Origin of the sequence: Spectribacter hydrogenoxidans, assembly GCF_031846275.1 — a bacterium.
GTDB classification, from domain to species: Bacteria; Pseudomonadota; Gammaproteobacteria; order Nevskiales; family Salinisphaeraceae; genus Spectribacter; species Spectribacter hydrogenoxidans.
Map to the genome: position 1 here is coordinate 96,743 of NZ_JAVRIB010000005.1, position 25,258 is coordinate 122,000.

The window sequence follows — 25,258 nt, forward strand, 5'->3', positions numbered from 1 at the left end:
TTGCAGGCAACGCGGTCACGCCCTAAGCTTGCGCGCCGCCAACCTGCCCTGCTCGCGCCGATGCCCCCGGGTTTCACTGCCCTTGTTGTTGTCCTGATCCTCGCCACTGCCGGGCTCGGCGCTCTGAGCGTCGTGCTCTGGCTGCGCCTGCGCCAGGTGCAGGCCCGGCTCGATCCGGCGGAACGCGGCGCCGCCATCGAGATCACGATCGACAATCCAATCGAACTGGCGCGCGAGCATACTCGCTGGGGCGGACAACTCGGCCGCGTGGCCCCGCGGCTGGTGAGCCGTCGGGTCCACGACCAGGTGGCCGCGGAAGTCCGCGGCAAGCTCGTCGAGCGTGGTGTGGCGGCCGAGGTTCGCGTTCGCCGCGCCTGAGCGCGCCTCGAATTCTCGCCCGGCCGCGAATCAGCCGCGACGGATCAACTGCAGCGGCAGACCGTCGCGCGGCTTGCTGATGGGGCTGACCTGGCAGGGCATGTGGTAGCCCGGTTCGACCACCAACCGGCGCTGCCGCAGCAATGCCTGCATCACCGCCTTCACCTGCAGTTCGGCGAAATGCAGCCCGATGCAGGTGTGCGCCCCGGCCCCGAACGGAATGAACTGGAAGGGGTGACGCCGGTGTTCCTGGCGCTGAAAGCGGGTGGGATCGAAACGCTCGGGTTCGTCCCAGTATTCCGGCATGTGGTGGGTGAAGTGGTTGAAGATGTTGATCGGCGTGTCCGCCGGCAGGTGGAAACCCTCGAACTCGCAGTCACGCAGGGTCCGGCGCCGCATCGCCGGCAGCGGCGGATACAGACGCAGGGCCTCGCGCAGGACCGCCGCGGTCTGCTCGAGCCGGTCCAGATCCTCGTGGGCCAGCGGCGCGGGCACGCTGCTCACTTCGTCGTACAGGCTGCCCTGCCAGTCGGGGTGCCGGGCAAGCAGATAGGCCATGGATGACAGCGCGCTGGTGGTGGTGTCGTGGGCGGCCATCATCACGAACACCAGGTGATCCACAACCTCCGCGTCGGAAAAACGTTCGCCGTCTTCCGAGCGCGCATGGCACAACCGGCTGAACAGGTCCGGGGTTTCGGCGGCGCGCTTGGCCGGCAGATGCTCGCGGAAGAAGCGCTCCAGCCGGCGGCGGCCGATCAGGCCGCGCCGCAGCAGCGTGCCGGGCAGCGGCGCCTTGATGATGGCCATGGAGGCTTCCACCACGTCCACGAACGCCGCGTTGATCTCGCGCGCTTCCCGGCCCAGCGGCAGTCCCAGAAAGATGGCGGCGGCGATTTCCAGCGTCAGTGACTTGATCGCCGGGTAGAACGGCAGTTGTTCCGGCCAGGCCTCCACGTGCTGCCGGATCACCGACTGCATCAACGCCAGATCCTCGGCCAGGGTGTCCTTGCGGAACACGGTCTGCATGATGCGGCGGTGGGCCCGGTGGTCCTCGCCGTCGCGCAGCATCAGCCCGCGCGGAAACAGCCGGCCGATGATCGGCTCCCAGCCACCGTAGGCGGAGAAATTGCCGGCCCGGTCGGCCAGTACGAACTGGTTGGCGTCCGGCCCCAGCATGTTCACCACCGGCTCGAACAGCACATGCCCCCGCGACACCGGCCCGTAGCGTTCCCACAATCGCCGGGGCATCTCGTCCATGCGGAACACGAACGACAGCGTCTGGCCCAGCACTGGCAGCCCGCGCTCGCCGGGCAGATGGCGCAGATCCGACTGTGAGCGGGGAACCGGGGGATAGAGGCTTTCGACCATGAAGAAGCGGCGGCGGATGACGTGAACGGAGTGCACCACAACGCGTCGACACCGACAACCGGCGCGTACAATGCGGCCATGCTCGATTTCCTGATGATCGTCGGCGCCGCCATCGTGCTGGGCCTGGCCGGTTACGCCGCCTGGCTTTGGCGGCGCGTGCTGGCCCGCCGGCGGGCGCTGGCCGAACAGCACCGCGCGGCCCGGGCCGACCAGTCGCAAAGCATCCGGCTGATCACGAACGCCCTGCTGCAGGACGATCTCAACCTCACCGAAGCGGCGATCCGCCTCAAGGTACTAATCGACAACCGCCTGCCGCCGGGCGAGGGCCAGTATCACTACCCGGCCATCTACGGGCTGCATGACGCCACCGAACACATGCCCCGGCGGCTGGCCCGCCGCCAGCGCCCCCGGGCCGAGATCGAGCGGCTGGATGCGGAGCGCCAGCTGCTGGAGGCTCAGTATCGGGAGCGGGTCATCGCCGAGGCCAATGCGCTCGCCGAGCGTTTTGGCGAGGCATCACGGGCAGCGTAACGGCGTCGTCGGCAATTGCCCGGCACGACCCCAGCGCATTGCATGATGTTGGGCGCCAAGCGCTAACGGGAAGGAAGAAGCGACCACGCCCGACTATGGCAACTCTTGATTCCCGTCGGGACGAGCTGAGCACTGCAGGGCGGCGAGGTTCCCGGCCCGAAGGGGCGCGCCCAGGACGGGCGCGCGGTTTTCGCCGGGTCATGGATGACCCGTCGAAACACCCCCTCGCCGACCGAAGCGCACAGGGCATCCTGCCTCGAACCCCGTTCGAGGCAGGACTCGCCCGCCGGAAGCGTTTCTTTGGTGACTTTCTTGTCGCACAAGAAAGTTACCCGGCCCGCTTCCGCGGGGCGGAATCTTCCTCTTTCTTATTTCGGGCTTCGGGATGGCGAATTTGCCGGAGTCGGCATCGCTGATACCGATCTGCGACCGAACCTCCGCGCTACTTAGTGGATAACCCACGTCACTAATCGATATACATCGAAAGCCAAATAAGTAAAGAACGCAACGGTTGCAATTATTGCGAACACAATTATCAAAGCAGACCCGAAAGCGCCAAGCCAACTATATCCTGCGCCTGAATCGGGACCGGGGCATGGCCCGAGAAATGCACGGCTGTACCTCGGTTCACCAAACCGTTCGGTTTCCTCATGAGACGCAACTCGAATATTTTGCTCTCGTTCCCGCTGCTCAAGTCGCAATGCGAGAACCTCTAGACGCAGCTTTTCATTTTCCAAGCGTACTTGTCGAAATTTTCGAATCTGAATTGCAAAGGCAACAACGCCCGCTATAGGCGTAGCAACGGATAAGCAAATTAGCCAAATATCGTGCAATGACATCGGATGTCTGCCCGATTAGTTGCGATCCTCGACGGGCAAAACTGCGCCCACACCAATACCCCGCGGATCACTCCCGGTCTCCAGCCGATTACCGGCGCGATCGTGAATCACCACCTGCATGTCCCCGTAATCCCGATCGGACAACTCCAGCGCGTGCCCCATGGCCTTCAGCGCGTCCCGTTCGGCGTCGGACAGGGCATCCGGCTCGAAGTAGATATGATCCGGTCGGAACTGGTGGTGGTACCGGGGCAGCGCGGCAATCGCCCGGGCGTCCGCGCCTTTGGCGAACTCGAGAATGCCCAGCAGCACCATGGAGATGATGCGGCTGCCGCCCGGCGTGCCGATCACCAGGGTGCGGTCGGGCGCCTCCACGAAGCTGGGACTCATGCTGGACAGCGGTCGCTTGCCCGGTGCGATGGCGTTGGCGCCGGTGCCGATCAGACCATAGCCGTTGGGCGTCAGCGGCTTGGCGGAAAAGTCATCCATCTCGTTATTGAGCACCACCCCGGTCCCGGCCGGCATGAAACCGCTGCCGAAGGGATAGTTCACCGATAGCGTGGCCGCCACCCGGTTTCCGGCGGCATCCATCACCGAGAAGTGCGTGGTATCCGTGCCGCGCGACACATCCGCCGTCGCCGGCGCCAGACTGTCGCTGGACGTGGCTCGTTCCAGCGAGATACCCACGCGAAGCCCGGCCGCGTAATCACCGCTGATCAGCCGGTCGATGGGCATGTCCACGAAATCCGGGTCGCCCAGGTAGGCCGCGCGGTCCCGATAGGCGCGGCGCATGGCCTCGACCACCAGGTGCTTGCGTTTGAACTCGGACAGGCCCGACCAGGGCAGGCGGTCGAGAATATTGAGCGCCTCGGCCAGCACTACCCCGCCCGAAGACGGCGGCGGCGCGCCGATCAGCGTCATGTCCCGGAAGCTCGAGACGATGGGCGCGCGCTCGATCACGTCGTAATCGGCCAGATCCGACAGCTGCCAGATACCGCCGGCCGCACGCACGCCGTCCACCAGCGCTTGCGCGACCGGCCCCGTGTAGAACCCGTCGCGCCCCTGCTCGGCCAGCCGGGTCAGCGTGTCAGCCAGGGCCGGCTGCTTCAGCACGAAGCCAGCGTCGGGCACCACGCCGCCGGGCAGAAACAGCTCACCGGCCACACCACCCACCGTCTTCATGGTAGTCGCCCGCCAGTGCAGCAGGGTCACGAACTCGTCGCCGATGGCGAAGCCGTCCCGGGCCAGGCGGATCGCCGGCGCCAGCGACTCGGCCAGCGTCAGCTCGCCGTATTTCTCGGCAATGTGCGCCAGCGCCGCCGGCTCGCCGGGAATCCCGGCCGCCAGCGGCCCGTTCTTGGAACGCGACGACACGTAGTCGTCGTCCTCGTCCAGGTACATGTCCTCGGTGGCCGCCGCCGGGGCCTCCTCGCGGCCGTCCACCATGACGTTGCGGCCTGACCCCGCCTGGTGCAGCAGCCAGAAACCGCCGCCGCCGAGGCCCGAGCCCTGCGGCTCCACCACCGCCAGCGCGGCGGATACCGCCACCGCGGCATCGAATGCGTTGCCGCCGGCTTCCAGAATCTCGATGCCGGCCTCGGTGGCCGCGGGATGGGCACTGGCCACGGCCGCACCCGGCGGTGGTTCCGCCGCTGCGGCCATGCCTGCGGCGCCGGCCAGGGTCAGCCACAGGACAAGGGATCGAATCATTCGACCGGGAACGATACGCACGGTAATGGTCTCCTCGCTGAATCTGCGTCGAGCCGGAACAAGCCGGCGGGGGTCAGCCGCGGGACTTGGCCGCCAGCGCCTCCGCCACCGGGGCCGGCACCAGCCCGCCGATGTCGCCACCCAGGATCGCGATTTCCCGCACCAGCGTGGAGGAGATATGGGCGTACTGGGGCGAAGGGGCCAGCAGCACGGTTTCCACGTCGCGGTTCAGATGCTGGTTCATCACCGCCATCTGGCGTTCGTACTCGTAATCCCCCACTCCGCGCACGCCGCGCACCAGTACGGTCACGCCCTGCTCGCGGGCCCAGTCCACGATCAGACCGGAGGTGCCCATGACGGTGACGTTGTCCAGGTCCGCCAGCGTCCGGCGGGCCAGTTCGATGCGCTCGTCGGGCTCGAAGATGGATTTCTTCGAGGTGTTGTTGGCCACCGCCACGACCAGCTCGGGGAACAGGCGGGCCGCGCGGCGGATGACATCCGCGTGCCCGTTGGTAATGGGGTCGAACGTGCCGGTATAGGCCGCCCGCACGGGTTTATGTTCAGTCATGCTCTGCATCCTCGCCCGCACCCGACCACGTTGCAAGGCCGTAGCCCACGTCCCCGGCCCGCTTGCGCCGGTGCCAGGCCCAGCCGGGGGGCAGCTCCGGCTCGCGGCGGGCCGTGAATTCCAGATAGACCCGATGGCCGGGCCGCAGCCGGGGCGGCAGCGCGGCCAGGGCCGGGATCAGCAGATCGGCATCGAAGGGCGGGTCGAGAAACACCAGATCGAAACCCGATCCGGCCAGGCCGGGCCAGCCCTCCGGCGACCGGCTCGGGTCGATGACCGCGCCGGTCGCGCCCAGGGTGTTGATCGCGGCGGCCAGTCGCTCGCGGCAGGGGCGGTCCGGCTCGATGAACACGCAACCGGCGGCCCCGCGCGACAGCGCCTCCAGCCCCAGCACGCCGCTGCCGGCAAAGGCGTCCAGACAACGGGCCCCCGGCAACTGCGGCGCCAGCCAGTTGAACAAGGTTTCACGAACCCGGTCCGGCGTGGGCCGCAGGCCGGGGGCGTCGGCGATCGGGATACGCCGCCCGCGCCAGGCGCCGCCGACGATGCGCAGGTCGCCGCGCTGGCCCAAGCGGGACAGCCTAGCCCTGGGTGCCGCCGACGGTGAGCCCGTCCACCCGCAGGGTGGGCTGACCGACCCCGACGGGCACGCTCTGGCCGTTCTTGCCGCAGACGCCGATGCCGGTATCCAGGGCCAGGTCGTTGCCGACCATCGAGACCTTCTCGAGCACGTCGGGGCCATTGCCGATCAGCGTGACGCCCTTGATCGGAGCGCCCAGCCGGCCGCCTTCGATGCGGTAGGCCTCGGACGCGGAAAACACGAAGTTGCCCGAGGTGATGTCCACCGAGCCGCCGTCGAAATTGGCCGCGAAGATACCCTCGTCGACCGAGCCGAGAATGGCGGCGGGATCGTCGTTACCCGGCAGCATGTAGGTGTTGGTCATGCGCGGCATGGGCAGATGGGCGAAGGATTCGCGGCGGCCGTTGCCGGTGGGCGCCACACCCATCAGGCCGGCGTTGTGCTTGTCCTGCATGTAGCCGACCAGCACGCCGTCCCGGATCAGGGTATTGAAACCACCCGGCACGCCTTCGTCATCCATGCTCAGGGAACCGCGGCGGCCGGCGATGGTGCCGTCGTCCACGATGGTGCACAGCTCGGAGGCGACCTTCTCGCCCACGCGGCCGCTGTAGGTGGAACTGCCCTTGCGGTTGAAATCGCCTTCCAGCCCGTGGCCGACCGCCTCGTGCAGCAGCACGCCGGGCCAGCCCGGCCCCAGCACCACGCTCATGGTGCCGGCCGGCGCATCCTCGGCCGACAGCCGCACCAGCGCACGGCGCACGGCCTCCAGGGCGTAGCCCTCGACCCGCGCGCGGCCGTCCTCGTCGTCGGCGACGAAGAAATCGTAGCCGCAGCGGCCGCCGCCCCCGGCGCTGGCCCGTTCGCGCCGGCCGGCCGCGGCCACCTGCACGGTGACCGTCAGACGCACCAGCGGACGCACATCCCCGGCCAGCGTGCCGTCGGAGGCCGCCACCATCACGACGTCCTGCACCCCGGCCAGACTGACCTGCACCTGGGTCACCCGGTCATCGGCATTGCGGGCCGCGGCGTCGGCGCGATGCAGCAGCGCCACCTTGGCCCCCTCGTCCCAGCCGTCGGCGGGATCGAGGGCCGCGTAGAGCGACGGCGCGGACGTCGACTGCCAGGCCGCCACCCGGCCGGTGCTGCCGGCCTGCACGATGGCCGAAGCGGCGTCGCCGGCCCGGGTGAGTGCGGGCAGGGTCAGGTCCTCGGAATAGGCGAAACCGGTCTTCTCGCCGCTGATGGCACGGGCGCCCACGCCCTGCTCCACGCCGGCGCTGGCGGTGCGCACGATACCGTCCTCCAGCGCCCAGCCCTCGCGGCGGCGACGCTGGAAGTAGAGGTCAGCGGCGTCCACGTTCGGCCGCATCAGCGAGCCCAGCACCCGGGCGATCTGGCTCGATTCCAGCGCGGTCGGGCCCAGCAGGGCATCCTGCGCCTGGGCGAGGGTATCGGTGGTGGTTGCCTGCGTCGCTGCTGCCATGTCTGCCTCGTGATCGAAACCGATCAGCCCTGTTCGGTGGCGGATTCGCCGCCCATGTCCCAGAGCTTTTCCAGCTGATAATAGGCCCGCGTGGTGGGCTGCATGATGTGTACGATCACCCCGTTGAGATCGATCAGCACCCATTCGGACTGGGCCAGACCCTCCACCCCGGGTGTCAGCCCGGCCTGCTTGGCGTGCTGGACCACGGTCTCGCCCAGTCGCTTGACGTGGCGCCCGGAGCGGCCGGTGCACACGATCATGTGGTCGGCGATGGTGGTCAGTTCGCGGACGTCGAGCACCTGGACGTGTTCAGCCTTGAGTTCCTCAAGGGCATCGAGCGCCAGAGTCCGCAGTTGGTCATCGTTCATGCGCAATCCGCAGGTTGTTGCCGGTAGACGCCGGCGTCGAGGATGTCGGCCAGAACCACGTCCGGCAACAGGAATCGGGGCGATCGGCCCGCCGCCAGCAGCGACCGGATACGGCTGGCCGATATCGCCAGCGGCGGCGGTTCGCAGCGCACGATGGCGCCCGCCAGTGACTGCCCCAGCGCCGCGGCATCCGGCTGCAGGCGCTCGTCGAGTACCGACCGGGCCGCGGCCGGCAGGGCCTCGTCGGTGCCGGGCCGGGCCACCAGCAGGATGTGGGCATAATCGAACAAACGCTGCCATTCGTGCCAGTCCGGCAGGCCGGCGAACACGTCCATGCCCATGACCAGACACAGGGGCGTGTCGGGCAGTTCCGCGCGCAGGCCGACCAGCGTGTCAACAGAGTAGGAGGGCCCGTCACGCAGCAGCTCGCGGTCGTCCAGGCGCAGCCCCGGCTGTTCGGCAATGGCCACCCGAAGCCATTTGGCGCGCTGGCCGGGCGAGGCCGCCGGCTCGCCCCGATGCGGGGGTCGCGCCGAGGGGACCAGCCGCATTTCGGCCAGCCCCAGCTGGTCCACCAGCTCGATGGCCAACCGTAGATGGCCGTTGTGCACCGGATCGAACGTACCCCCGAGGATGCCGACCGGGCGAGTCAGCGACATCAGGAGCGGACGTCCCGCATCGGCCGGGTATCAACGGACATGGCCGTCCCCGAACACCACGTACTTCAGCGTGGTAAGGCCTTCCAGCCCCACCGGCCCGCGCGCGTGCAGCTTGTCGGTGGAAATGCCGATCTCCGCGCCCAGGCCGTATTCGAAGCCGTCGGCGAAGCGGGTGGAGGCGTTGACCATCACCGAGGAGGAATCCACTTCTCGCATGAAACGGCGCGCATTGGCCATGTTCTCGGTGACGATGGCGTCGGTGTGATGCGAGCCGTAGGCGTCGATGTGCGCCATGGCCGCATCCACCCCGGCCACCACCCGCACGGCCAGCACCGGACCGAGATATTCCTCGCCCCAGTCTGCATCGCTGGCGGGGACGGCATCGTTCAGCAGCCCGCGGGTGATGTCACAGCCACGGATTTCCACCCCGGCCTGGGCCAGGATTTCGCCGATGCGCGGCAGCACGCGATCGGCCACGGCCTCGGATACCAGCAGCGTTTCCATGGTGTTGCAGGTGCCGTAGCGCTGGGTCTTGGCATTCACCGCAATGGCCACCGCCTTGTCGATGTCCGCGTCGTCGTCGATGTAAACGTGGCAGACGCCGTCCAGATGCTTGATTACCGGCACCCGGGCATTCTCGGCCACGAACGCCACCAGCGACTTGCCGCCCCGCGGCACCACCACGTCAACGTATTCCTCCATGCGCAGCAGTTCACCCACCGCGGCCCGGTCGGTGGTGGCCACCACCTGGACCGCTGCGGCCGGCAGGCCGGCATCGGCCAGCGCACGCTCGATGCAGGCGGCGATGGCCAGATTGGATTCACGCGCTTCCGAACCGCCGCGCAGGATCGCCGCATTGCCCGATTTCAGACACAGGGCAGCGGCGTCGGCGGTGACGTTGGGCCGCGACTCGTAGATGATGCCGATCACTCCCAGCGGCACGCGCATGCGTCCGACCTGGATGCCGGATGGGCGGTAGGCGAGGTCGCTGATCGCACCGACCGGGTCGGGCAGCGCAGCGATCTGGCGCACGCCCTCGGCCATCGCCGCGATGCGGGCGGGCGTGAGTTCCAGCCGCTCCATCAGGGCATCGTCCAGCCGCCCCTTCCCGGCCTTCAGGTCCCGGGCATTGGCAGCCAGCAGATCGGCCTGGGCGGCCTCGATCGCATCGGCAATGGCGAACAGGGCGCCATTCTTGCTGCCCGGATCGGCGGCGGCCATGGTCCGGGCGGCCTCGCGGGCCTGCCGGCCCATCGCCTGCATGGTTTCGGCCACGCCGTTGGCGGCGTCGGCGGTCGCAGTCTGAGTTGCGCTCATGGCGCTCCGTTTGTCCTCGATTCAGGGGCCGAGACAGCCATGGGCCGGCCGGCCAGTCCCAGTGCCAATGTTAACAGTTCCTCCCACGGCCGCCCCCGGGCCGCACCCTTGCACACGCGGTCGACATGGGCGGCCCGGCGCAGCAACGCCAGCAGCTCGCGCGGGCGGCGCTGGCGGGCGGCCGCGCCGATCTGCTGGCGGCGGGCCGGCGGCATGCGCACGCGGCGATCGTTGACCACCCGATCGACCCCGCCATGGCGGGCGGCGAGGCTTGCGGTGAACAGCAGGCGCAGGTCCTGCACCAGGGCCCACAATACCGGCACCGGGTCGATGCCGGCCTCGCGCAGCCGGTCCAGGCTGCGGACCACCCCGGCGGTGTCGGCATCCAGCGCCTTGGTGGACAGATCGAACACGTCGAAGCGGGCGGAATCGCCGGTGGCCGCGCGCATGCCGTCGGCATCCACCCGGCCTTCCGGAAACAGCAGGGTCAGGCGCTCGATCTCCTGGGCCGCGGCCAGCAGGTTGCCCTCGGTGCGCGCCACCAGCACCGCAAGCGCCTCCTCGTCCAGGGTCAGACCGCGGGCGGTGGCCCGCCGTTCGATCCACTGCGGCAGGCGAGCCACCGGAAACGGCCAGGCGTAGATCACGTGACCGCTGCCCTGGATTGCCTTGACCCAGGCGGAGCGGCGCTGATCCGCGTCCAGGCGCCCGGCGTGTACCAGCAGCATGCAGTCCGCCGGCGCCCGGGCGGCGAAGTCCTTGATCGCGGCGCTGCCGGGCTGGCCGGGGCCTTTCGATGACAGCCGCAGTTCGATCAACTGGCGGCTGGAAAACAGGGACGGCTCGCTCACCGCCGCGGTCAGTTCCGACCAGTCGAAGCCGGGTTCGGCGTGCAGCACCCGGCGCTCGTCGAACCCCTGGGCGACGGCGGCGGCACGGATGGCGGACGTGGCTTCATCCAGCAGCAGCGGCTCATCGCCGGCCAGCAGGTAGATCGGCGCCAGCGCGCCCCGGGCCAGGTGATCGGAAACCTGTTCCGGCTTGATATCCACTGCCGGTCAGCCGTCGCCGTCCACGACGATGTTGCGGCCGTAAAAGATTTCGTTGACCTCGTGCTCGATGCGCTCGCGGATGCCGTCGGCCTCCTCGGTGCTCAGGTCATTGGGACTGTCGCCGAACAGGTAGTCATCGATATCGAAGTCCAGCAGCCGCATCTTGGTGTGAAAGATACGCTCGGCCGGCACGTTCACGTCGACCATCTGGTAGCGGTTCTTGATGTCGTCGGCAATGTAATCCTGGATCGAGTGGATCTGGTGGTCGATGAAGTGCTTGGCGCCCTCCACGTCACGGGTGAACCCGCGCACCCGGTAATCCAGCGCCACCACATCGGACTCGAAACTGTTGATCAGAAGATTCAGCGCCTTGAGCGGCGAAATCAGCCCGCAGGTGGACACATCGATATCCGCCCGGAAGGTGGAAATGCCGTGGTCCGGATGAAACTCCGGATAGGTGTGGACGGTGATGTGACTCTTGTCCAGATGCCCCACCACGGATTCGGGTAACGGCCCGTCGTAGGCGGTTTCCTCGGCGATCAGGATGGTCACCGACGCGCCTTCGGGCTCGTAGTCCTGGCGGGCGATATTGAGCACGTTGGCCCCGATCATGTCGGTGACCTCGGTGAGAATCTGCGTCAGCCGCTCGGCGTTGAACACCTCGTCCAGATAGGCCACGTAGGCCTTCTTCTGCTCACCGGTCCGGGCGTAGCAGATGTCGTAGATGTTGAACGACAGCGACTTGGTGAGGTTGTTGAAACCGTGGAGTCTCAGCTTGTCCATGGCACCTCCAGCGGTTGTCCGGGCTGTGACGAAAGGGCGCGAATTATGCCCGCGTCAGCCGCTCGCGGAAACAATCTCGTAATCGTGGGTGATGGTCACGCTGTTCTGCAGCATGATCGAGGCGGAACAGTACTTCTCCGCCGACAGTTGCACGGCCCGCGCCACCTGGCGATCCGACAGACCGTCACCGGTGACGACGAACCTGAGGTGAATCGCCGTGAACACCTTGGGGTCGGTGTCGGCGCGGGTGCCGTCCACCTCGATATCGCAGCCGGTTACCGGCTGGCGCGCCTTCTTCAGGATGTGCATCACGTCCATGGCGCTGCAGGAACCCACGCCCAGCAGCATCAGCTCCATCGGCCGGAAGCCGACATTCTCGCCCCCCAGATCGGGTGGCCCGTCGATGTCGATGTGATGGCCGCTGTCGGCGCTACCGGTGAAGTGCAGGTTATCCTGCCAGTTGATAGTGGCTTTCATGATCTCGGTGCTTCGTGATGAGTCATTTCGGCGACGTCAAGCCAGCAAACCGGCCAGCGCATGCCCGGGATCCGGCTGGCGCATCAGGGATTCCCCGATCAGCACGGCGCGAATGTCCGCACCGCGCAGGCGGGCCAGATCGTCCCGGGTGTGGATGCCGCTTTCGCTGATCAGCAGACGATCGGCCGGGACCGTGTCGCGCAGGGCGATGCTCACATCCAGGCTGGTGTGGAACGTGCGCAGATCGCGATTGTTGATGCCCAGCAGGCAACGCTCGTCAAGCGTCAGGGCGCGGGCCAGTTCCTCGCCATCATGGGCCTCGACCAGCACGTCCATGCCCAGATCCAGGGCCTGCACGGACAATGCGCGCAGGTCCGCGTCATCGAGCGCCGCCACGATCAGCAGCACGGCATCGGCGCCCATCACCCGGGCCTCCAGCACCTGCCGCGAGTCGATCACGAAATCCTTGCGCAGCACCGGCAGATCGCAGGCCGCGCGGGCGGCGGCAAGATATTCCGGCGCGCCCTGGAAATACTCCCGGTCGGTCAGCACCGACAGGCAGGCGGCGCCGCCATCCGCGTAGCAGCCGGCCAGCCAGGCCGGGTCGAAATCCTCGCGGATCACGCCCTTGCTGGGCGATGCCTTCTTGATCTCCGCGATCACCGCCATGCCCCGCGCATCCGCGGCCTGATGCAGCTGCCGGGCAAAACCGCGCGGGGCCGGCGCGGCCGCGGCCTGCTCGGCCAGCACGTCGGCCGCCGGCAGCGCGGCGATCTCGGCCCGCTTGGTGGCCAGAATGCGGGTCAGCACGTCGCTCATGGCGTCATGCCCGCCGTTAGCTCGGCCAGGGCGGCGAGTTTGCCGGCCGCCGCGCCGCTGTCCACCGCGTCACCGGCGCGGGTGACACCCTCGGCAATGTCGCGGGCGTGACCGGAGACGTAAAGGGCCGCCCCGGCATTGAGACAGATCATGTCGCGCGCCACCCCCGGCTCGCCGTCCAGCACCCGGCGGATCAGTGCCAGGCTCTGCCGGGCATCCTCCACTCGCAGGGCATCCAGCGATCCCCGCTCCAGGCCGACGTCCTCGGGGGCCAGAAGATAGCTTTCCACCCGGCCGTCGCGCAGTTCGGCCACCCGGGTCGGGGCGTTGATCGACAACTCGTCCAGACCGTCCTCGCCGTGCACCACCAGCACGTGGCGGCTGCCCAGGCGACCCAACACCTCGGCAATCGGCGTGGTGAGATGGCCGTTGAACACGCCCACCACCTGATTGCGAGCCCCGGCGGGATTGGTCAACGGGCCCAGCATGTTGAAGATGGTGCGCACCCCCAGCTCACGGCGCGGACCGATGGCGTGCTTCATGGCGCCATGGAAGCCGGGCGCGAACATGAAGCCCACACCCAGCTCGTGCACACAACGGGCAACCTGCTCGGGGCTGGTGTTCAGATTCACCCCGGCCGCTTCCAGCACATCCGCGCTGCCACTCTTGCCCGAGACCGAGCGGTTGCCGTGCTTGGCCACGCGACCGCCGGCGGCCGCCACCACCAGCGCCGCCGCGGTGGAGACGTTGAACAGCCCGGCCGCGTCGCCGCCGGTGCCGCAGGTATCCACCAGCTCCTCGGTATAGGCCGCGTCCACCGGCACCGCGGTGGCCAGCTCGCGCATGACTTCGGCAGCGGCGGTGATCTCGGCCACCGTCTCGCCCTTCATGCGCAGGGCCACCAGGAAGCCGCCGATCTGCGCCGGGGTGGCTTCGCCGGTCATGATCGTACGCATGGCCTTCACCATGGCGTCTCGATCAAGGTCCCGCCCGGCGACGAGATGGTTCATCAGTTGCGCGTCGATCATGGCTTGGCGTTGTTTGAAAATTCGAGGAAGAGAAATCGCAGATTACGCAGATTGGCGCAGATTTTTAACGGGCTACTCAACTTGAGTGGCCTTGCGCTCACAGCTTTGCCGCCACCTGTTCGATACTCGTCGCGTAATCCGCCGGAATGCACTATTCACCCCTCGTCCCATCTGCGAAATCTGCGTAATCTGCGGTTACAAAATAAATCTGATCCGCCGATTGGATCGTTCAGGCCGCCGGCACCGGCGTCGCCGTGCGGTCTAGGAAGGTCCGCAGCATGGCATGGCCGTGCTCGGACAGGATGGATTCGGGATGGAACTGCACCCCCTCGGCGCCCGTGGGCCGGTGGATCAGCCCCATGATCTCGTCAACCTCGCCGGCTTCGGTCTCGGTCCAGGCCGTTACCGCGAAATCCGCCGGCAGGGTGTCGCGGGCCACCACCAGCGAGTGGTAGCGGGTAGCGGTCAGCGGATTGGCCAGACCGGCGAACACGCCTTCCCCCGTGTGATGGATCACCGAGGTCTTGCCGTGCATCACGTCGTGGGCCCGAACCACCTCGCCGCCGAAGGCTTGGCCGATGGCCTGATGCCCGAGACAGACCCCCAGCATCGGCACCCGCCCTGCCAGTTCCCGGGCCACTTCGAGCGATACCCCGGCCTCGTTCGGGGTGCAGGGGCCGGGCGAAATCACGATGCCCGCCGGCTGCATGGCGCGGATCGCCGCCAGGTCGCCGGCGTCGTTGCGCAGCACCTCGACATCCGCCTCCAGCTCGCCCAGATACTGGACCAGGTTGTAGGTGAAGCTGTCGTAGTTGTCGATAACAAGGATCATGGTGGCGTCACTCGATATTTCGCTCTATGTCGCCAAAGCTCAATTATTCACCCAAGCGCGGCAACGCATAGAGATGCTAACCGCGAAACTTTAAAGCGAAAATGCATGCTACTCACGCGCCGGCTCGGGAAAAGATATTCGACTATGCAAGGAATTCATAATTGGGTTCTTAAACTCTCCCTCACCATCAACCCCCGTACCAAACGACTCTAAAGAATCGATATAGCTTTTCGCTTCGCGGTCCGCCATGTGAATATCGCCTATATCTGCGTTATACAACCATTCTATGAAATTTCCCGCTACAGCATTACCGTTGGACGGGAAAATACCCTCTATGACTTTTGTCGCCACCTGAACAAGCTCTCGGTCTTCAACATTTGGGCCGCCATCCGGATCGACACCGAAATTAAGCTCAAGAAAAATTTTTGAACAACCTAAGACTAGTTCAAATATGGCCACATTACTTTCCGGCGATGGGTTCGGCGGATATTGTCGCATTGGGACTGAGTTAAATAATGGGCCTAACACCTTGATCACCTGCCCCACCACCTTCGCCTTTTTAAGAGACCTAAACATTTGGATAGCTCCTCGCTCATACCATACGGCTTACAATCGATAACGGCTCGTTACCCCTGACATTAGCCGCGCTGAAGAAAAATAGTGACCGTGCGTGCCCTCGAAAGCATTTACGTCTTTACTGAGAGCCGTTTTTGCCTACTACAAAGTTCCGTCATTTCAGTTGACAGCGACGAGAGGGCATCCTCAACACACCCCAAACAATACTCAAGATAGCCTTTATTTATCGAGACTGCACCATAAACCTCATTCAAATCCTTATTTTCCGAAATAATTCCCCGGATCATGCTCGAATTTTTGCATTGCTCTATGCTCCCGTTTGCATGCACCAATGCGTTGCGTATCTGAACGATATCCTCAATTCTCTTCCAGGAAACCCGGTCCAGCGCAAATCCGCCAAACCTTGCCAAGTATTTCTTGCGTTTCTCCACCACGCCGCCATTTATATCGCTTGGCCTCAATTCTTCCTGTGTAATGAGCTGCACATCTCGGCAAATTTGCGACAGGGTTGTCTCCACGAATGAAGTGATCACGGTGACCGTGGACGCGCGGAACATGCCCCGCACCACTTGATCCCAATGAACCGGGTAGTGCCACGCCCAGAACTCCCCCCGGTCATCATCGTCGAGCGCGTCCGCTTCGGGGCGAAGATCCTCGATTTCCGCCTGTTCTGCGTGGTCTACCAGTTGCTCCATTTTGAGGGCGTAACGCCTTAGATCCGCAAACTCTTCATATGCCCTGTTCGCGGCTAGCAACCCCCACTCATCACCTTCTAAGAGCGCGCACCTAAATTTCTCGCGGATATGCTCCGGGGGATTCGGTATGTCCATACGCAATCCTAATTAAGGCAGCAACCGGTAGCCTTCGCAGATGGGTTTTTGCAGGGAATTCGTCGCATCGACCCACAAAAGATCTGCACTAATCTGCGGTTCTAAACAACTTCAGGAGTTCAACCCCCGCGCTGCCATCGCCGCCGCGCGCATCACCGCACGGGCCTTGTTCATGGTCTCCTCCCACTCGCTGGTGGGCTGCGAATCGGCCACGATGCCGCCGCCGGCCTGGACGTGGATTTCGCCATCCTTGAGCACGGCGGTGCGGATGGCAATGGCCAGGTCCATGTCACCGTTGTCGGCCAGATAGCCCACCGCCCCGCCGTAGACCCCGCGCTTGACGGGTTCCAGCTCGTCGATGATCTCCATCGCCCGTATCTTGGGCGCGCCGGACAGGGTGCCGGCCGGGAACGTGGCCTTGAGCGCATCCAGCGGCCGCAGGCCCGCACGCAGGCGGCCGGTGACGTTGGACACGATGTGCATGACGTGCGAGTAGCGCTCGATCACCATGCGGTCGGTGACCTCGACGCTGCCGGTCTCGGCCACGCGCCCGACATCGTTGCGGCCCAGGTCGATCAGCATCAGGTGCTCGGCCAGCTCCTTGGGATCGGCCAGCAATTCGGCCTCGAGGGCGGCATCGGCCTCGGGCGTGGCCCCGCGCGGCCGGGTGCCGGCAATCGGCCGGACCATGACTTCGTCGTCGCTGACCCGCACCAGGATTTCCGGCGAGGACCCGACAACGTGGTGGTCGCCGAAATTCATGAAGTACATGTAGGGCGAGGGGTTCAGACAGCGCAGCGCTCGGTAGAGCGACAGCGGCTCCGCCGTGAACGGGGCCGACAGGCGCTGGCTGGGCACCACCTGCATGACGTCGCCGGCGCGGGTGTAGTCGACGATGCGGCGCACCGCGTCCTCGTAGCCGGCCTGGGTCAGCCCGGACACGAAACTGGCGTCGTCCAGGCTGTCGTCGCCCAGCGCGGCCTCGGGCAGGGCCAGGGGTTCGGCCAGCTTCGCCACCAGCCCGTCCAGCCGGGCGGCCACGCGGTCGGCATCGGCAGTATCCCCCGCGACGTGATGACCGATGCAGTAGAGCTTGCCCGACAGGTTGTCGAACACCACCAGCTCCTCGGCCACCAGTAGCAGGATGTCCGGCAGGTCCAGCGGGTCCGGTTTCTCGACGCCGGCCAGGCGCGGCTCGATGTAGCGGATGGTGTCGTAGCCGAAATAGCCCACCAGCCCACCAGTCAGCCGCGGCAGTTCGGGCAGACGCGGCAGCGGCCGGCTGTCGGCGAAGGCCTGGATCCAGGCCAGCGGATCATCGGTTTCGACCTCGGCCAGCAGGTCGTCGCCACGCTCGTGGCGCAGGCGCGATCCGGAAACCCGGATGCGCTCGTCGCAGGGCAGGCCGATGATGGAATAGCGGCCCCAGCGTTCCCCGCCCTGCACCGACTCCAGCAGGAAGGAGTACGGCGCGTCGGCTAGCTTGAGATATACCGACAGGGGCGTGTCGAGGTCGGCAAGGACCTCGCGGACCACGGGAACGCGTTTGACGGGCTGAAAGGAGGCGAACTGGGACATGGCAACGAAACTTCAGGCGAACGAATGGGCATCGGCGACGGCACATGGCCATCAGGCCCGGCTAGACCGAGCGGCGGCGCTTCACCATCGCCATGCCGCCCGCGGGGCGGCGTTGCCTATCGAATATCGTTGCCGCATGGAACTCTGTCGCGTTGCGCGGATGCGCCAAGCTTAACGCGTTCCCGCCGTCCACGGCGAGACGCGACTGTGTCATCAACCGCCAGCCACTGACTCTAGACCGAACGCAGGCGATCCAGCTCGCGCCGCATGTCGGCGATGGTGGCGGCGTAGTCATCCTTGCTGAAGATCGCCGAACCGGCCACGAACGTATCGGCCCCGGCCTTCGCCACCTCGGCAATGTTCTCGGTTTTCACCCCGCCGTCCACTTCCAGCCGGATGTCCTGACCGGAGGCGTCAATCAGCTCGCGCGCTTCCCGCAGCTTGTTGAGCGCCTCGGGAATGAAACTCTGGCCGCCGAAACCCGGGTTCACCGACATGATCAGCACGATGTCGATCTTGTCCAGTACGTGCTTGAGGTAGTACAGCGGCGTGGCCGGGTTGAACACCAGCCCGCACTTGGCGCCGCCGTCACGGATCAGCTGCAGGCTGCGGTCGATATGCTCGCTGGCCTCCGGATGGAAGGTGATGCTGGCCGCACCGGCCTCGAGAAAATCCCCGATCAGGCGGTCCACCGGCTTGACCATGAGATGCACGTCCAGCGGCGCGGTAATGCCGTAATCCTTCAACGCCTTGCACACCGGCGGCCCGAAGGTGAGATTGGGCACGTAATGGTTGTCCATCACGTCGAAATGCACCCAGTCGGCGCCGGCCTCGAGCACGTCGTGCACCTCGTCGCCGAGGCGGGCGAGGTCGGCAGCCAGAATGGATGGGGCAATCAGGAAGTCACGATCCGCCAGCGCCATGATTGTCTCCAGTCGTTGGTGTCATCTGAGCCGGCCGAATCGGCCCGGCACGACATGTTTCACGGCCGGCGTACTGTAACCTACCGGGCATTGCCTTACAGCAGGGGATTGTCATGAGCGTCAACGGCCTTGCCATCGCACTCCACGTACTCGCCGCCGTCGTCTGGGTGGGTGGCATGTTCTTCGCCTACATGGCGCTGCGTCCGGCCGCCGGGCAGCTGGCACTGGCCGACCGGCTGGCCCTTTGGGCCGGGGTGTTCGCCCGCTTCTTCCCGTTCGTCTGGCTATCAGTAATCGCACTGCTGGCCACCGGTTACTGGCTGATCTTCGCGGTGCTCGGCGGCATGGGCGGCGCGGGTACCCATGTGCACATCATGCACGGCCTCGGCTGGCTGATGTTCGCGCTGTTCGGACATGTGTACTTCGCCCCCTGGCGCCGGCTGCGTCTGGCCCTGGAGGCCGGCACCCTCAACGAGGGGGCCCGCTACCTCAATCAGATTCGCGTGCTGATCGGGGTCAATCTGCTGCTGGGCCTGATCGTGGTGGCGGTGGCCGCCGGCGGGCGTTACGGCCTGTTGCCGGGCTGAGCCGGAGGCGCGGTTTGCGGCTGAATCTGGTGGCCTGCGGCACCCGCCTGCCCGACTGGGTCGAGCGGGGATATCGCGAGTATGCCAAGCGGTTGGGCAATGACTGTCCGCTGCAACTCACGGAAATCCCGCTGGGCCGCCGCCGCAAGCAGGAACCCCCGGATGCGGCAGTGGCCGACGAGGGGCGTCGGATGCTGGCTGCCGTGCCTGACAATCACGCCGTAGTCGCGCTGGATGTGGACGGCCGCGCCTGGCGCACCCGTGATCTCGCGGACCAGATCGAAGCCTGGCGCATGGACGGTCGCGACCGCAGCCTGCTGATCGGCGGGCCCGATGGCCTGTCGCCGGATTGCCGGGCCCGGGCCGATCAGAGCTGGTCGCTGTCCCCGCTGACCCTGCCGCACGGTTTGGTGCGGGTGGTGGTGGCGGAGGCACTCTACCGGGCGACCTCGCTGCTGGCCGGACATCCCTACCACCGCTGAAATCGCCGTCAGCGGCACCGAAACTTGCAGCAATCCGGGCGCCGTTCGACAATCGGTGCCATGAACCATTGTCATCACAAATCCAGCCGCCGAACTGACGATCCGGATTCCGACTGAGGCCACCTGCCGTGAGCCTCGAAATCCTGGTCAATGTGGCACCGGGGGAGACCCGCGTTGCCCAGGTGGAAAACGCTTCTCTCCAGGAAGTCTATCTGCAGCGCGATTCGCGCCGCGGCGTGGCGGGCAACATTTATATGGGCCGGGTGCAGCGGGTGCTGCCCGGCATGCAGGCGGCCTTCATTGAAATCGGGCTGGCGCGCACCGCCTTTCTCCACGCCAGCGATATCGTTCGCCAGCACGGCGAGGACACCATCGAGGCGCCCGGCATCCAGCAGTTGCTCGCCGACGGCGACAACGTGCTGGTGCAGGTGGTCAAGGAGCCCATCGGCAGCAAGGGCGCACGGCTGACCACCGAACTGTCGATCCCGTCGCGATTTCTCGTGCTGATGCCGCACAACGAGCAGGTGGCGGTGTCCGCCCGCATCGAGGACACGGACGAGCGCGAGCGGCTGATCGAAGTGGTCACCCGCCTGAAGACCCAGATGGAGATGCCGGGCGGATTCATCGTGCGCACCGTCGGCGAGGGGGCCGAGCCGCATGCCCTGGCCGCGGACATGCGATTTCTCGCGCGTCTGTGGGAATCGATCAACGAGCAGGCACGGACCGCCCAGCCCGCGACCCTGGTGCATGGCGACCTGCCGCTGGTCACCCGGATGATCCGGGATCTGCTCTCGCCGGCGGTCGAACGCATCCGCATCGACGACGCCGAGGCCTGGCAGGAAACCGTGGACTTCGCCCGTCGCTTCGTGCCGGAGATGGTCGAGCGTATCGAGCGCTATACCGGTGCCGCGCCCATCTTCGACCTGTTCGGGGTGGAGGACGAGATCGAACGGGCCCTGCAGTCGACCGTGCCGCTGAAATCCGGCGGCAGTCTGGTGATCGAGCAGACCGAGGCCATGACCACGGTGGACGTGAACACCGCCGGCTTCGTGGGCAGCCGCAATCTCGACGAGACCATCCTGCGCACCAACCTGGAAGCCGCCCAGACGCTGGCCCGGCAGCTGCGCCTGCGCAACCTGGGCGGCCTGATCATCGTCGATTTCATCGACATGACCCTGGAGGCGGACCGCCAGCAGGTCCTCCGGATGCTCGAGAAGGCCCTGGCGCAGGACTCGGCCCGCAGCACCATCTACCCGATCTCGCCTCTGGGCCTGGTGGAGATGACCCGCAAGCGCACCCGCGACAGCCTGGAACATCAGCTGTGCGAGACCTGTCCCAGTTGCGGGGGCCGCGGTTCGGTGAAAACGCCGGAAACCGTCTGCCACGAGATTTTCCGCGACATCCTGCGCAGTGCCCGCCAGTTCGAGGCCCGGGAAATCCTGCTGCTGGCCAGCCCGGACGTGGTGGCGGTACTGCTCGATGAACAGGCCGAGGCACTGGCCGAACTGTCCGCTACCATTGATCGGCCGATACGCTTACAGGCGGAGTCGCTGTATCAACAGGCCAATTTCGATGTCGTACTGATGTAGCGGGGCTGCCGCGAGAACAGCTTCCGGCCGCAGGCGCCCACCGGCACAGACGTACAAACCAGTGACACCCACCGACACCATGCCGCCAGACACCAACCGAATGCGCCCGCGGGCCGACCGCGGCTGAGCCGCCGCCATGCGGCGCCGCAACCTGCGACTCAAGACCTTGCTGCTGGTCACCCTGGCCAGTCTGGTCATCGTGGCCGGACTGGCGGTGGGCGCCGTACGCCTGATCGACCGCACCCTGCCCGGCTACCGCGCCGAACTCACCGAACGCATCGGCGAGGAGCTAGAGCAGCCGCTGACAATCGGCCGTCTGGGACTGGCCTGGGACTGGACCGGGCCGGTCCTGGAACTCAGCGATGTGGCGTTGCTGGAATCCGCCGGCGGCCCCACCGTGGTGCGCCTGGAGCAGCTGGCGGTGCGCTTCAGCTTCGTGGACCTGTTGCGCGGCGGGCGCATTCCGCGCGACCTCACGCTGGTGGGGCCGCAGCTGGCGATCTACCGCGGTGATGACGGCGGGCTGCGTCTGCGCGGGCTGGCCAGCGGCGGCGGCTCGGCTTTCAGCCTGGACGATGCCGCCACCTGGCTGGATCGGGTGGACCGCATCCGCGTTCGCGACGGCCAGCTGGGCCTGGCCGCCGGCGCGGACAGCCGGATCCTGGGCACTCTTGATGATGTCGAACTGACCCTGCGCTCACATGACAGCCGCCACCGGGTGATCGGCGATGCCAAACTGCCGCCGGCCTGGGGCGACCACGTGCATGCCGATGTCTTCGCCTACGGCGACCTCACCCGCTGGCGGGATCTGGCCGCCAATGCCTACATCCGCCTCGGAAGCCTGACCGCGCCGGAACTGCTGTCGCAAGCGGGGCTGGAGACCGCCGACCTCGAGGGCGGACACAGCGATGTTGAACTGTGGGTGGACTGGGCCGACCGGGCGCTGGACGGCGCGCGGGCCACGGCCGTCAGCGAGGCGATTCGGGGTCGGGATGCCAGCCCCGTCGCCCCGCCGCTGCGGATGGACTTTAACGTTGAGCCCGACGCCGAGGGCTATGCCATCAACCTCGAATCGCTACGCGCGGATGATCGCCCCGTTGAGGCCACCGGCCGGGCCCGGGTAAATCCGGCGCTGACCAGCCTCAACGGCGAGATCACCGATCTGCCGGCCAGCCTGGCAGCGGCCGCGGCGCGAGTGGGCCTGCCCGGCGCCCGGCAGCTGACGGGCCAGGGTTCGGTATCGCGCCTGTCGTTCCGGATGCCGCTGCGAACGCCGGGTCAGACACGAGGCCTGGTGGCCTTCGAGGACCTGGCCCTGGATCATGCGGGGCTGGGTCTGGAGCTGGGGCGAATCGACGGCCAGGCCACCCTCGGCCCCGAAGGCGCCACGCTGGCGGTCGAAAAACTGGCCGGGAGCCTGACCTGGCAGCGCTACGTGCGCGGCGAACTGCCGCTGACCAACGGTCGCGGCAAGCTGAGCTGGTCACCGGATAGCGGAGGTGGCGGCACGCTGCATCTGGCGGATGCCCGGCTGACCTCGGGGCAAACCACTTTTGCCGGTGGCGGTGAACTGACCTGGGACGGGAACGGCGGTGCCCCGCGCGCCGATCTGACGTTCACCGGCGATTCGGCCGATCTCCCGCCGCTGTTCGCGCATCTGCCCCAGGCCAACGACATGCCCAACAAGCGGCTGCGGGACTGGCTGCCGCGCGCGATCACCGCCGCTCGTGTCACCAGCGCCGAGGTGCGCCTGGCGGGTCCGCTGTCGCAGTTTCCGTTCGCCGCGGGTAATGGCGAGTTCCGCGTCTCGGTGGTCGGGGAAGACGTGGACATGGCCTACAAGCCCGGCTGGCCCGCGATGCAGGACATCGAAGGCCAACTCACGCTGGTGGGCGACACGCTCGACATCCAGGCCTCGCGCGGGCGCATCCTCGGCGTTGAGGTGGGGCCGGCCAGCGCCCATGTCCCCAACGTGCGCGAACCCGTCCTGGCGGTCGACGGGCGGCTCGACGAAGCCGGCGCCGATGCCATGATGCGCTTCATTCCCGCGTCGCCACTGGCCGACAAGTTCGGGCGGATTGCAGAAGTTCTCGAGGTCAGCGGGCCGGCGGGGCTGACGCTGGCCCTGTCGCTGCCGCTGAAGCCGGATCTCGATGCCGATGTGGCCGTGGACGGCACCATCGACCTGCGCGGCGTCACCCTCACGCACCCGGCACTGCCACGGCCCCTGCAGGGCCTGGACGGCGATCTGCGTTTCGACCTCAAGGGCCTGTATGCGCAGGGCATCGAGGGCCGATTCATGGGCATGCCGGTGCAGGCGGACCTGACCCCGGCCGGGGCCGACGGCCTGGCCATCGATGCCCGAGCCGACCTGAGCCTGCCGGCCCAGGCGCCATGGTGGGAACCGCTGTTGCCGGCCGACCTGGTGGCCCGCGCCGACGGCAGCGCCGTCTGGCAGGCGGGCTTGCGGGTGTCGGCCGGCGGCCGGATATCGGACCTCCGCCTGCACAGCGACCTGACCGATCTGGCCCTGGATCTGCCGGCCCCGCTGGGCAAGCCGGCGGGTACCAGCGCTCCGCTGTCGGTCACGGTCAGCGCCGACAGCAATCGCATCACCCTGGACTATGCCGACCGCTTGCGCGCCGAACTCCGCCGTACCGACGACCGTCTGCAGGCGGCGGACCTGGTATTCGGCACTGACCCGGTGAATCCGCCGGCCGGCGACGGTTTATGGGTGGGCGGTCATCTGGCCGAGCTGGATCTGCCGGCCTGGCAGGCCCTGTTGCCGATCGGCGGCGACCGCGCGGGTCCGGGCCTGGCGCTGCGGGGCGGTGACCTGACCGTGGACCGGGTCCGACTGCAGGGCCAGGCAGTCCCGACGACGCGCTTGCGCGTGACGCCGCTGCCCGCCGACCGCGGCTGGCAGGCCGATCTCAGCGGCGACGGCGCCGCCGGCAACGTCCGCTGGGAAACCGGCAACAGCCGACCGACCGTGCATGCCCGGCTGGATCATCTGGCGCTGTTGCCGGCTGCGCGTACCGAACCCACCGATGATCAGGCGGCCACCGATGCCCCCATGGACCCCGGTCAGCTACCCGGCGTTGATCTTGCCATCAGTGAACTCTGGGTCGATGGCACCTCGCTCGGACGGTTGACCGCCAATGCCCGGGCCATCGACAACGGCGTGGCCCTGGAAGAGCTTTCGCTGAACGGCAACGATACGCACCTGACCGGCCAGGGTCAGTGGACGCGGACCGGCGGGCAATCGCAGGCGACGCTCGACAGCACCCTGGAAGGCAGCGGCCTGGCGCGGCTGATCCAGGCCCTGGGCTTCAGCCCCAGCGTGCGTGCCGACAAGGCGCGGGTGGTTACCGCGCTGCGCTTCGAACCGTCCGCCGCGGGTCTGGTGCCGGAAAGACTCAATGGGCACCTCAGCTTCAAGCTCGAGGACGGCACGCTGGTGCCGATCGAACCCGGCGCCGGCCGGGTGCTGGGGCTGGTGAATTTCTACGCCCTGCCTCGCCGGCTGCTGCTGGATTTCCGCGACGTGCTCAACGAGGGCATGGCCTTCGACCGGCTGCAGGGTGATTTCAACGTGACCGCGGGCGATGCCCGCACCGACAATCTGCGCATCAACACGCCGTCGGCCATCATCCGCATTCGCGGCCGGGTGGGCCTGGCGGCCCGGGACTACGATCAGCGGGTCACCATCGTGCCCAAGATGTCATCCGCCGCGGCCATTGCCGGCACCGTACTCGGCGGGCCCGCGGTGGGGGCCGCACTGTTCGTGGCCCAGCGGCTGTTACGCAAACCGATCGCGGAAATTTCCAGCGTGACCTATGATCTGACCGGCCAGTGGAGCGATCCGCAGATCGACCCCGTGGAAGAGGCCACCCAGGAGTAG

Annotated in this window: 24 protein-coding genes; 6 read left to right on the forward strand and 18 right to left on the reverse strand. The window is 66.9% G+C overall.

All coding sequences use genetic code 11. From position 1 onward, the window contains the following. Positions 1–60 precede the first annotated feature (60 nt). Positions 61–378, forward strand: a complete 318-nt coding sequence (locus RM532_RS06130; RefSeq protein WP_311652313.1) for a hypothetical protein — start codon at positions 61–63, stop codon at positions 376–378. Positions 379–408: 30 nt separating this feature from the next. On the opposite strand, the gene RM532_RS06135 is transcribed toward RM532_RS06130, so the two are convergent. After that, complete coding sequence (locus tag RM532_RS06135; RefSeq protein ID WP_311652314.1) at positions 409–1,782, reverse strand: cytochrome P450; 1,374 nt, start codon at positions 1,780–1,782, stop codon at positions 409–411. Between the two features lie 42 nt (positions 1,783–1,824). Here RM532_RS06135 and RM532_RS06140 point away from each other — a divergent pair, with 42 nt between their 5' ends. After that, positions 1,825–2,277 carry a DUF2489 domain-containing protein gene (locus RM532_RS06140; protein WP_311652315.1) on the forward strand — a complete coding sequence of 151 codons (453 nt, stop codon included), beginning with the start codon at positions 1,825–1,827 and terminating at the stop codon, positions 2,275–2,277. 854 nt (positions 2,278–3,131) lie between these two features. Here RM532_RS06140 and ggt read toward each other — a convergent pair. The 17 genes from ggt to rpe form a co-directional block, all read right to left on the reverse strand. Continuing rightward, complete coding sequence (gene ggt, locus RM532_RS06145; protein ID WP_311652316.1) at positions 3,132–4,823, reverse strand: gamma-glutamyltransferase; 1,692 nt, start codon at positions 4,821–4,823, stop codon at positions 3,132–3,134. Between the two features lie 73 nt (positions 4,824–4,896). Further along, positions 4,897–5,391 carry a pantetheine-phosphate adenylyltransferase gene (gene coaD / locus RM532_RS06150; protein ID WP_311652317.1) on the reverse strand — a complete coding sequence of 165 codons (495 nt, stop codon included), beginning with the start codon at positions 5,389–5,391 and terminating at the stop codon, positions 4,897–4,899. Further along, the gene (rsmD, locus tag RM532_RS06155) at positions 5,384–5,962 is read right to left on the reverse strand and encodes a 16S rRNA (guanine(966)-N(2))-methyltransferase RsmD (RefSeq protein WP_311652318.1); all 579 of its coding nucleotides are present in this window, start codon (positions 5,960–5,962) and stop codon (positions 5,384–5,386) included. The genes coaD and rsmD overlap by 8 nt, the downstream gene beginning before the upstream one ends. Before the next feature lie 10 nt (positions 5,963–5,972). Next, positions 5,973–7,454, reverse strand: a complete 1,482-nt coding sequence (tldD, locus tag RM532_RS06160; protein ID WP_311652319.1) for a metalloprotease TldD — start codon at positions 7,452–7,454, stop codon at positions 5,973–5,975. A 23-nt stretch (positions 7,455–7,477) separates the two neighbouring features. Beyond that, positions 7,478–7,822, reverse strand: a complete 345-nt coding sequence (gene rsfS / locus RM532_RS06165) for a ribosome silencing factor (RefSeq protein WP_311652320.1) — start codon at positions 7,820–7,822, stop codon at positions 7,478–7,480. After that, positions 7,819–8,481, reverse strand: coding sequence for a nicotinate-nucleotide adenylyltransferase (gene nadD / locus RM532_RS06170; RefSeq protein WP_311652321.1), 663 nt, complete (start codon positions 8,479–8,481; stop codon positions 7,819–7,821). The genes rsfS and nadD overlap by 4 nt, the downstream gene beginning before the upstream one ends. 30 nt (positions 8,482–8,511) lie before the next feature. Beyond that, positions 8,512–9,798, reverse strand: a complete 1,287-nt coding sequence (locus RM532_RS06175) for a glutamate-5-semialdehyde dehydrogenase (protein ID WP_311652322.1) — start codon at positions 9,796–9,798, stop codon at positions 8,512–8,514. Continuing rightward, positions 9,795–10,850 (reverse strand): DNA polymerase III subunit delta, encoded by a 1,056-nt coding sequence (gene holA, locus RM532_RS06180; protein WP_311652323.1) that lies wholly within the window; start codon positions 10,848–10,850, stop codon positions 9,795–9,797. The genes RM532_RS06175 and holA overlap by 4 nt, the downstream gene beginning before the upstream one ends. A gap of 6 nt (positions 10,851–10,856) precedes the next feature. After that, positions 10,857–11,633, reverse strand: a complete 777-nt coding sequence (gene speD / locus RM532_RS06185; protein ID WP_311652324.1) for an adenosylmethionine decarboxylase — start codon at positions 11,631–11,633, stop codon at positions 10,857–10,859. Between the two features lie 54 nt (positions 11,634–11,687). Further along, positions 11,688–12,110, reverse strand: coding sequence for an OsmC family protein (locus RM532_RS06190; protein WP_311652326.1), 423 nt, complete (start codon positions 12,108–12,110; stop codon positions 11,688–11,690). Between the two features lie 36 nt (positions 12,111–12,146). Beyond that, complete coding sequence (gene trpC / locus RM532_RS06195) at positions 12,147–12,929, reverse strand: indole-3-glycerol phosphate synthase TrpC (protein WP_311652327.1); 783 nt, start codon at positions 12,927–12,929, stop codon at positions 12,147–12,149. Then, positions 12,926–13,957: an anthranilate phosphoribosyltransferase gene (trpD, locus tag RM532_RS06200; RefSeq protein WP_349255275.1), complete on the reverse strand. Its 1,032-nt coding sequence runs from the start codon at positions 13,955–13,957 to the stop codon at positions 12,926–12,928. Before trpD ends, trpC begins: the two co-directional genes overlap by 4 nt. A 229-nt stretch (positions 13,958–14,186) precedes the next feature. Then, the gene (locus RM532_RS06205; protein WP_311652328.1) at positions 14,187–14,789 is read right to left on the reverse strand and encodes an anthranilate synthase component II; all 603 of its coding nucleotides are present in this window, start codon (positions 14,787–14,789) and stop codon (positions 14,187–14,189) included. Between the two features lie 108 nt (positions 14,790–14,897). Beyond that, a complete protein-coding gene (locus RM532_RS06210) occupies positions 14,898–15,248 on the reverse strand; it encodes a hypothetical protein (RefSeq protein ID WP_311652329.1) in 351 nt (116 codons plus the stop codon). 227 nt (positions 15,249–15,475) lie between these two features. Then, entirely contained in the window at positions 15,476–16,195 is a 720-nt protein-coding gene (locus tag RM532_RS06215) for a hypothetical protein (RefSeq protein ID WP_311652330.1), read from the reverse strand. A gap of 111 nt (positions 16,196–16,306) precedes the next feature. Continuing rightward, positions 16,307–17,773, reverse strand: a complete 1,467-nt coding sequence (trpE, locus tag RM532_RS06220) for an anthranilate synthase component I (protein ID WP_311652331.1) — start codon at positions 17,771–17,773, stop codon at positions 16,307–16,309. Between the two features lie 233 nt (positions 17,774–18,006). Beyond that, positions 18,007–18,696, reverse strand: coding sequence for a ribulose-phosphate 3-epimerase (rpe, locus tag RM532_RS06225; protein ID WP_311652332.1), 690 nt, complete (start codon positions 18,694–18,696; stop codon positions 18,007–18,009). A gap of 113 nt (positions 18,697–18,809) precedes the next feature. On the opposite strand from rpe, the gene RM532_RS06230 reads away from it, so the two are divergent. From RM532_RS06230 to RM532_RS06245, 4 genes are all read left to right on the forward strand, one after another. Further along, positions 18,810–19,283 carry a CopD family protein gene (locus RM532_RS06230; protein WP_311652333.1) on the forward strand — a complete coding sequence of 158 codons (474 nt, stop codon included), beginning with the start codon at positions 18,810–18,812 and terminating at the stop codon, positions 19,281–19,283. Positions 19,284–19,297: 14 nt separating this feature from the next. Further along, positions 19,298–19,765 (forward strand): 23S rRNA (pseudouridine(1915)-N(3))-methyltransferase RlmH, encoded by a 468-nt coding sequence (gene rlmH / locus RM532_RS06235; protein WP_311652334.1) that lies wholly within the window; start codon positions 19,298–19,300, stop codon positions 19,763–19,765. Between the two features lie 128 nt (positions 19,766–19,893). Continuing rightward, positions 19,894–21,354 carry a ribonuclease G gene (gene rng / locus RM532_RS06240; RefSeq protein ID WP_311652336.1) on the forward strand — a complete coding sequence of 487 codons (1,461 nt, stop codon included), beginning with the start codon at positions 19,894–19,896 and terminating at the stop codon, positions 21,352–21,354. 136 nt (positions 21,355–21,490) lie between these two features. Beyond that, on the forward strand, positions 21,491–25,258 hold the full coding sequence (locus tag RM532_RS06245; protein WP_311652337.1) for a YhdP family protein: 3,768 nt from the start codon (positions 21,491–21,493) through the stop codon (positions 25,256–25,258).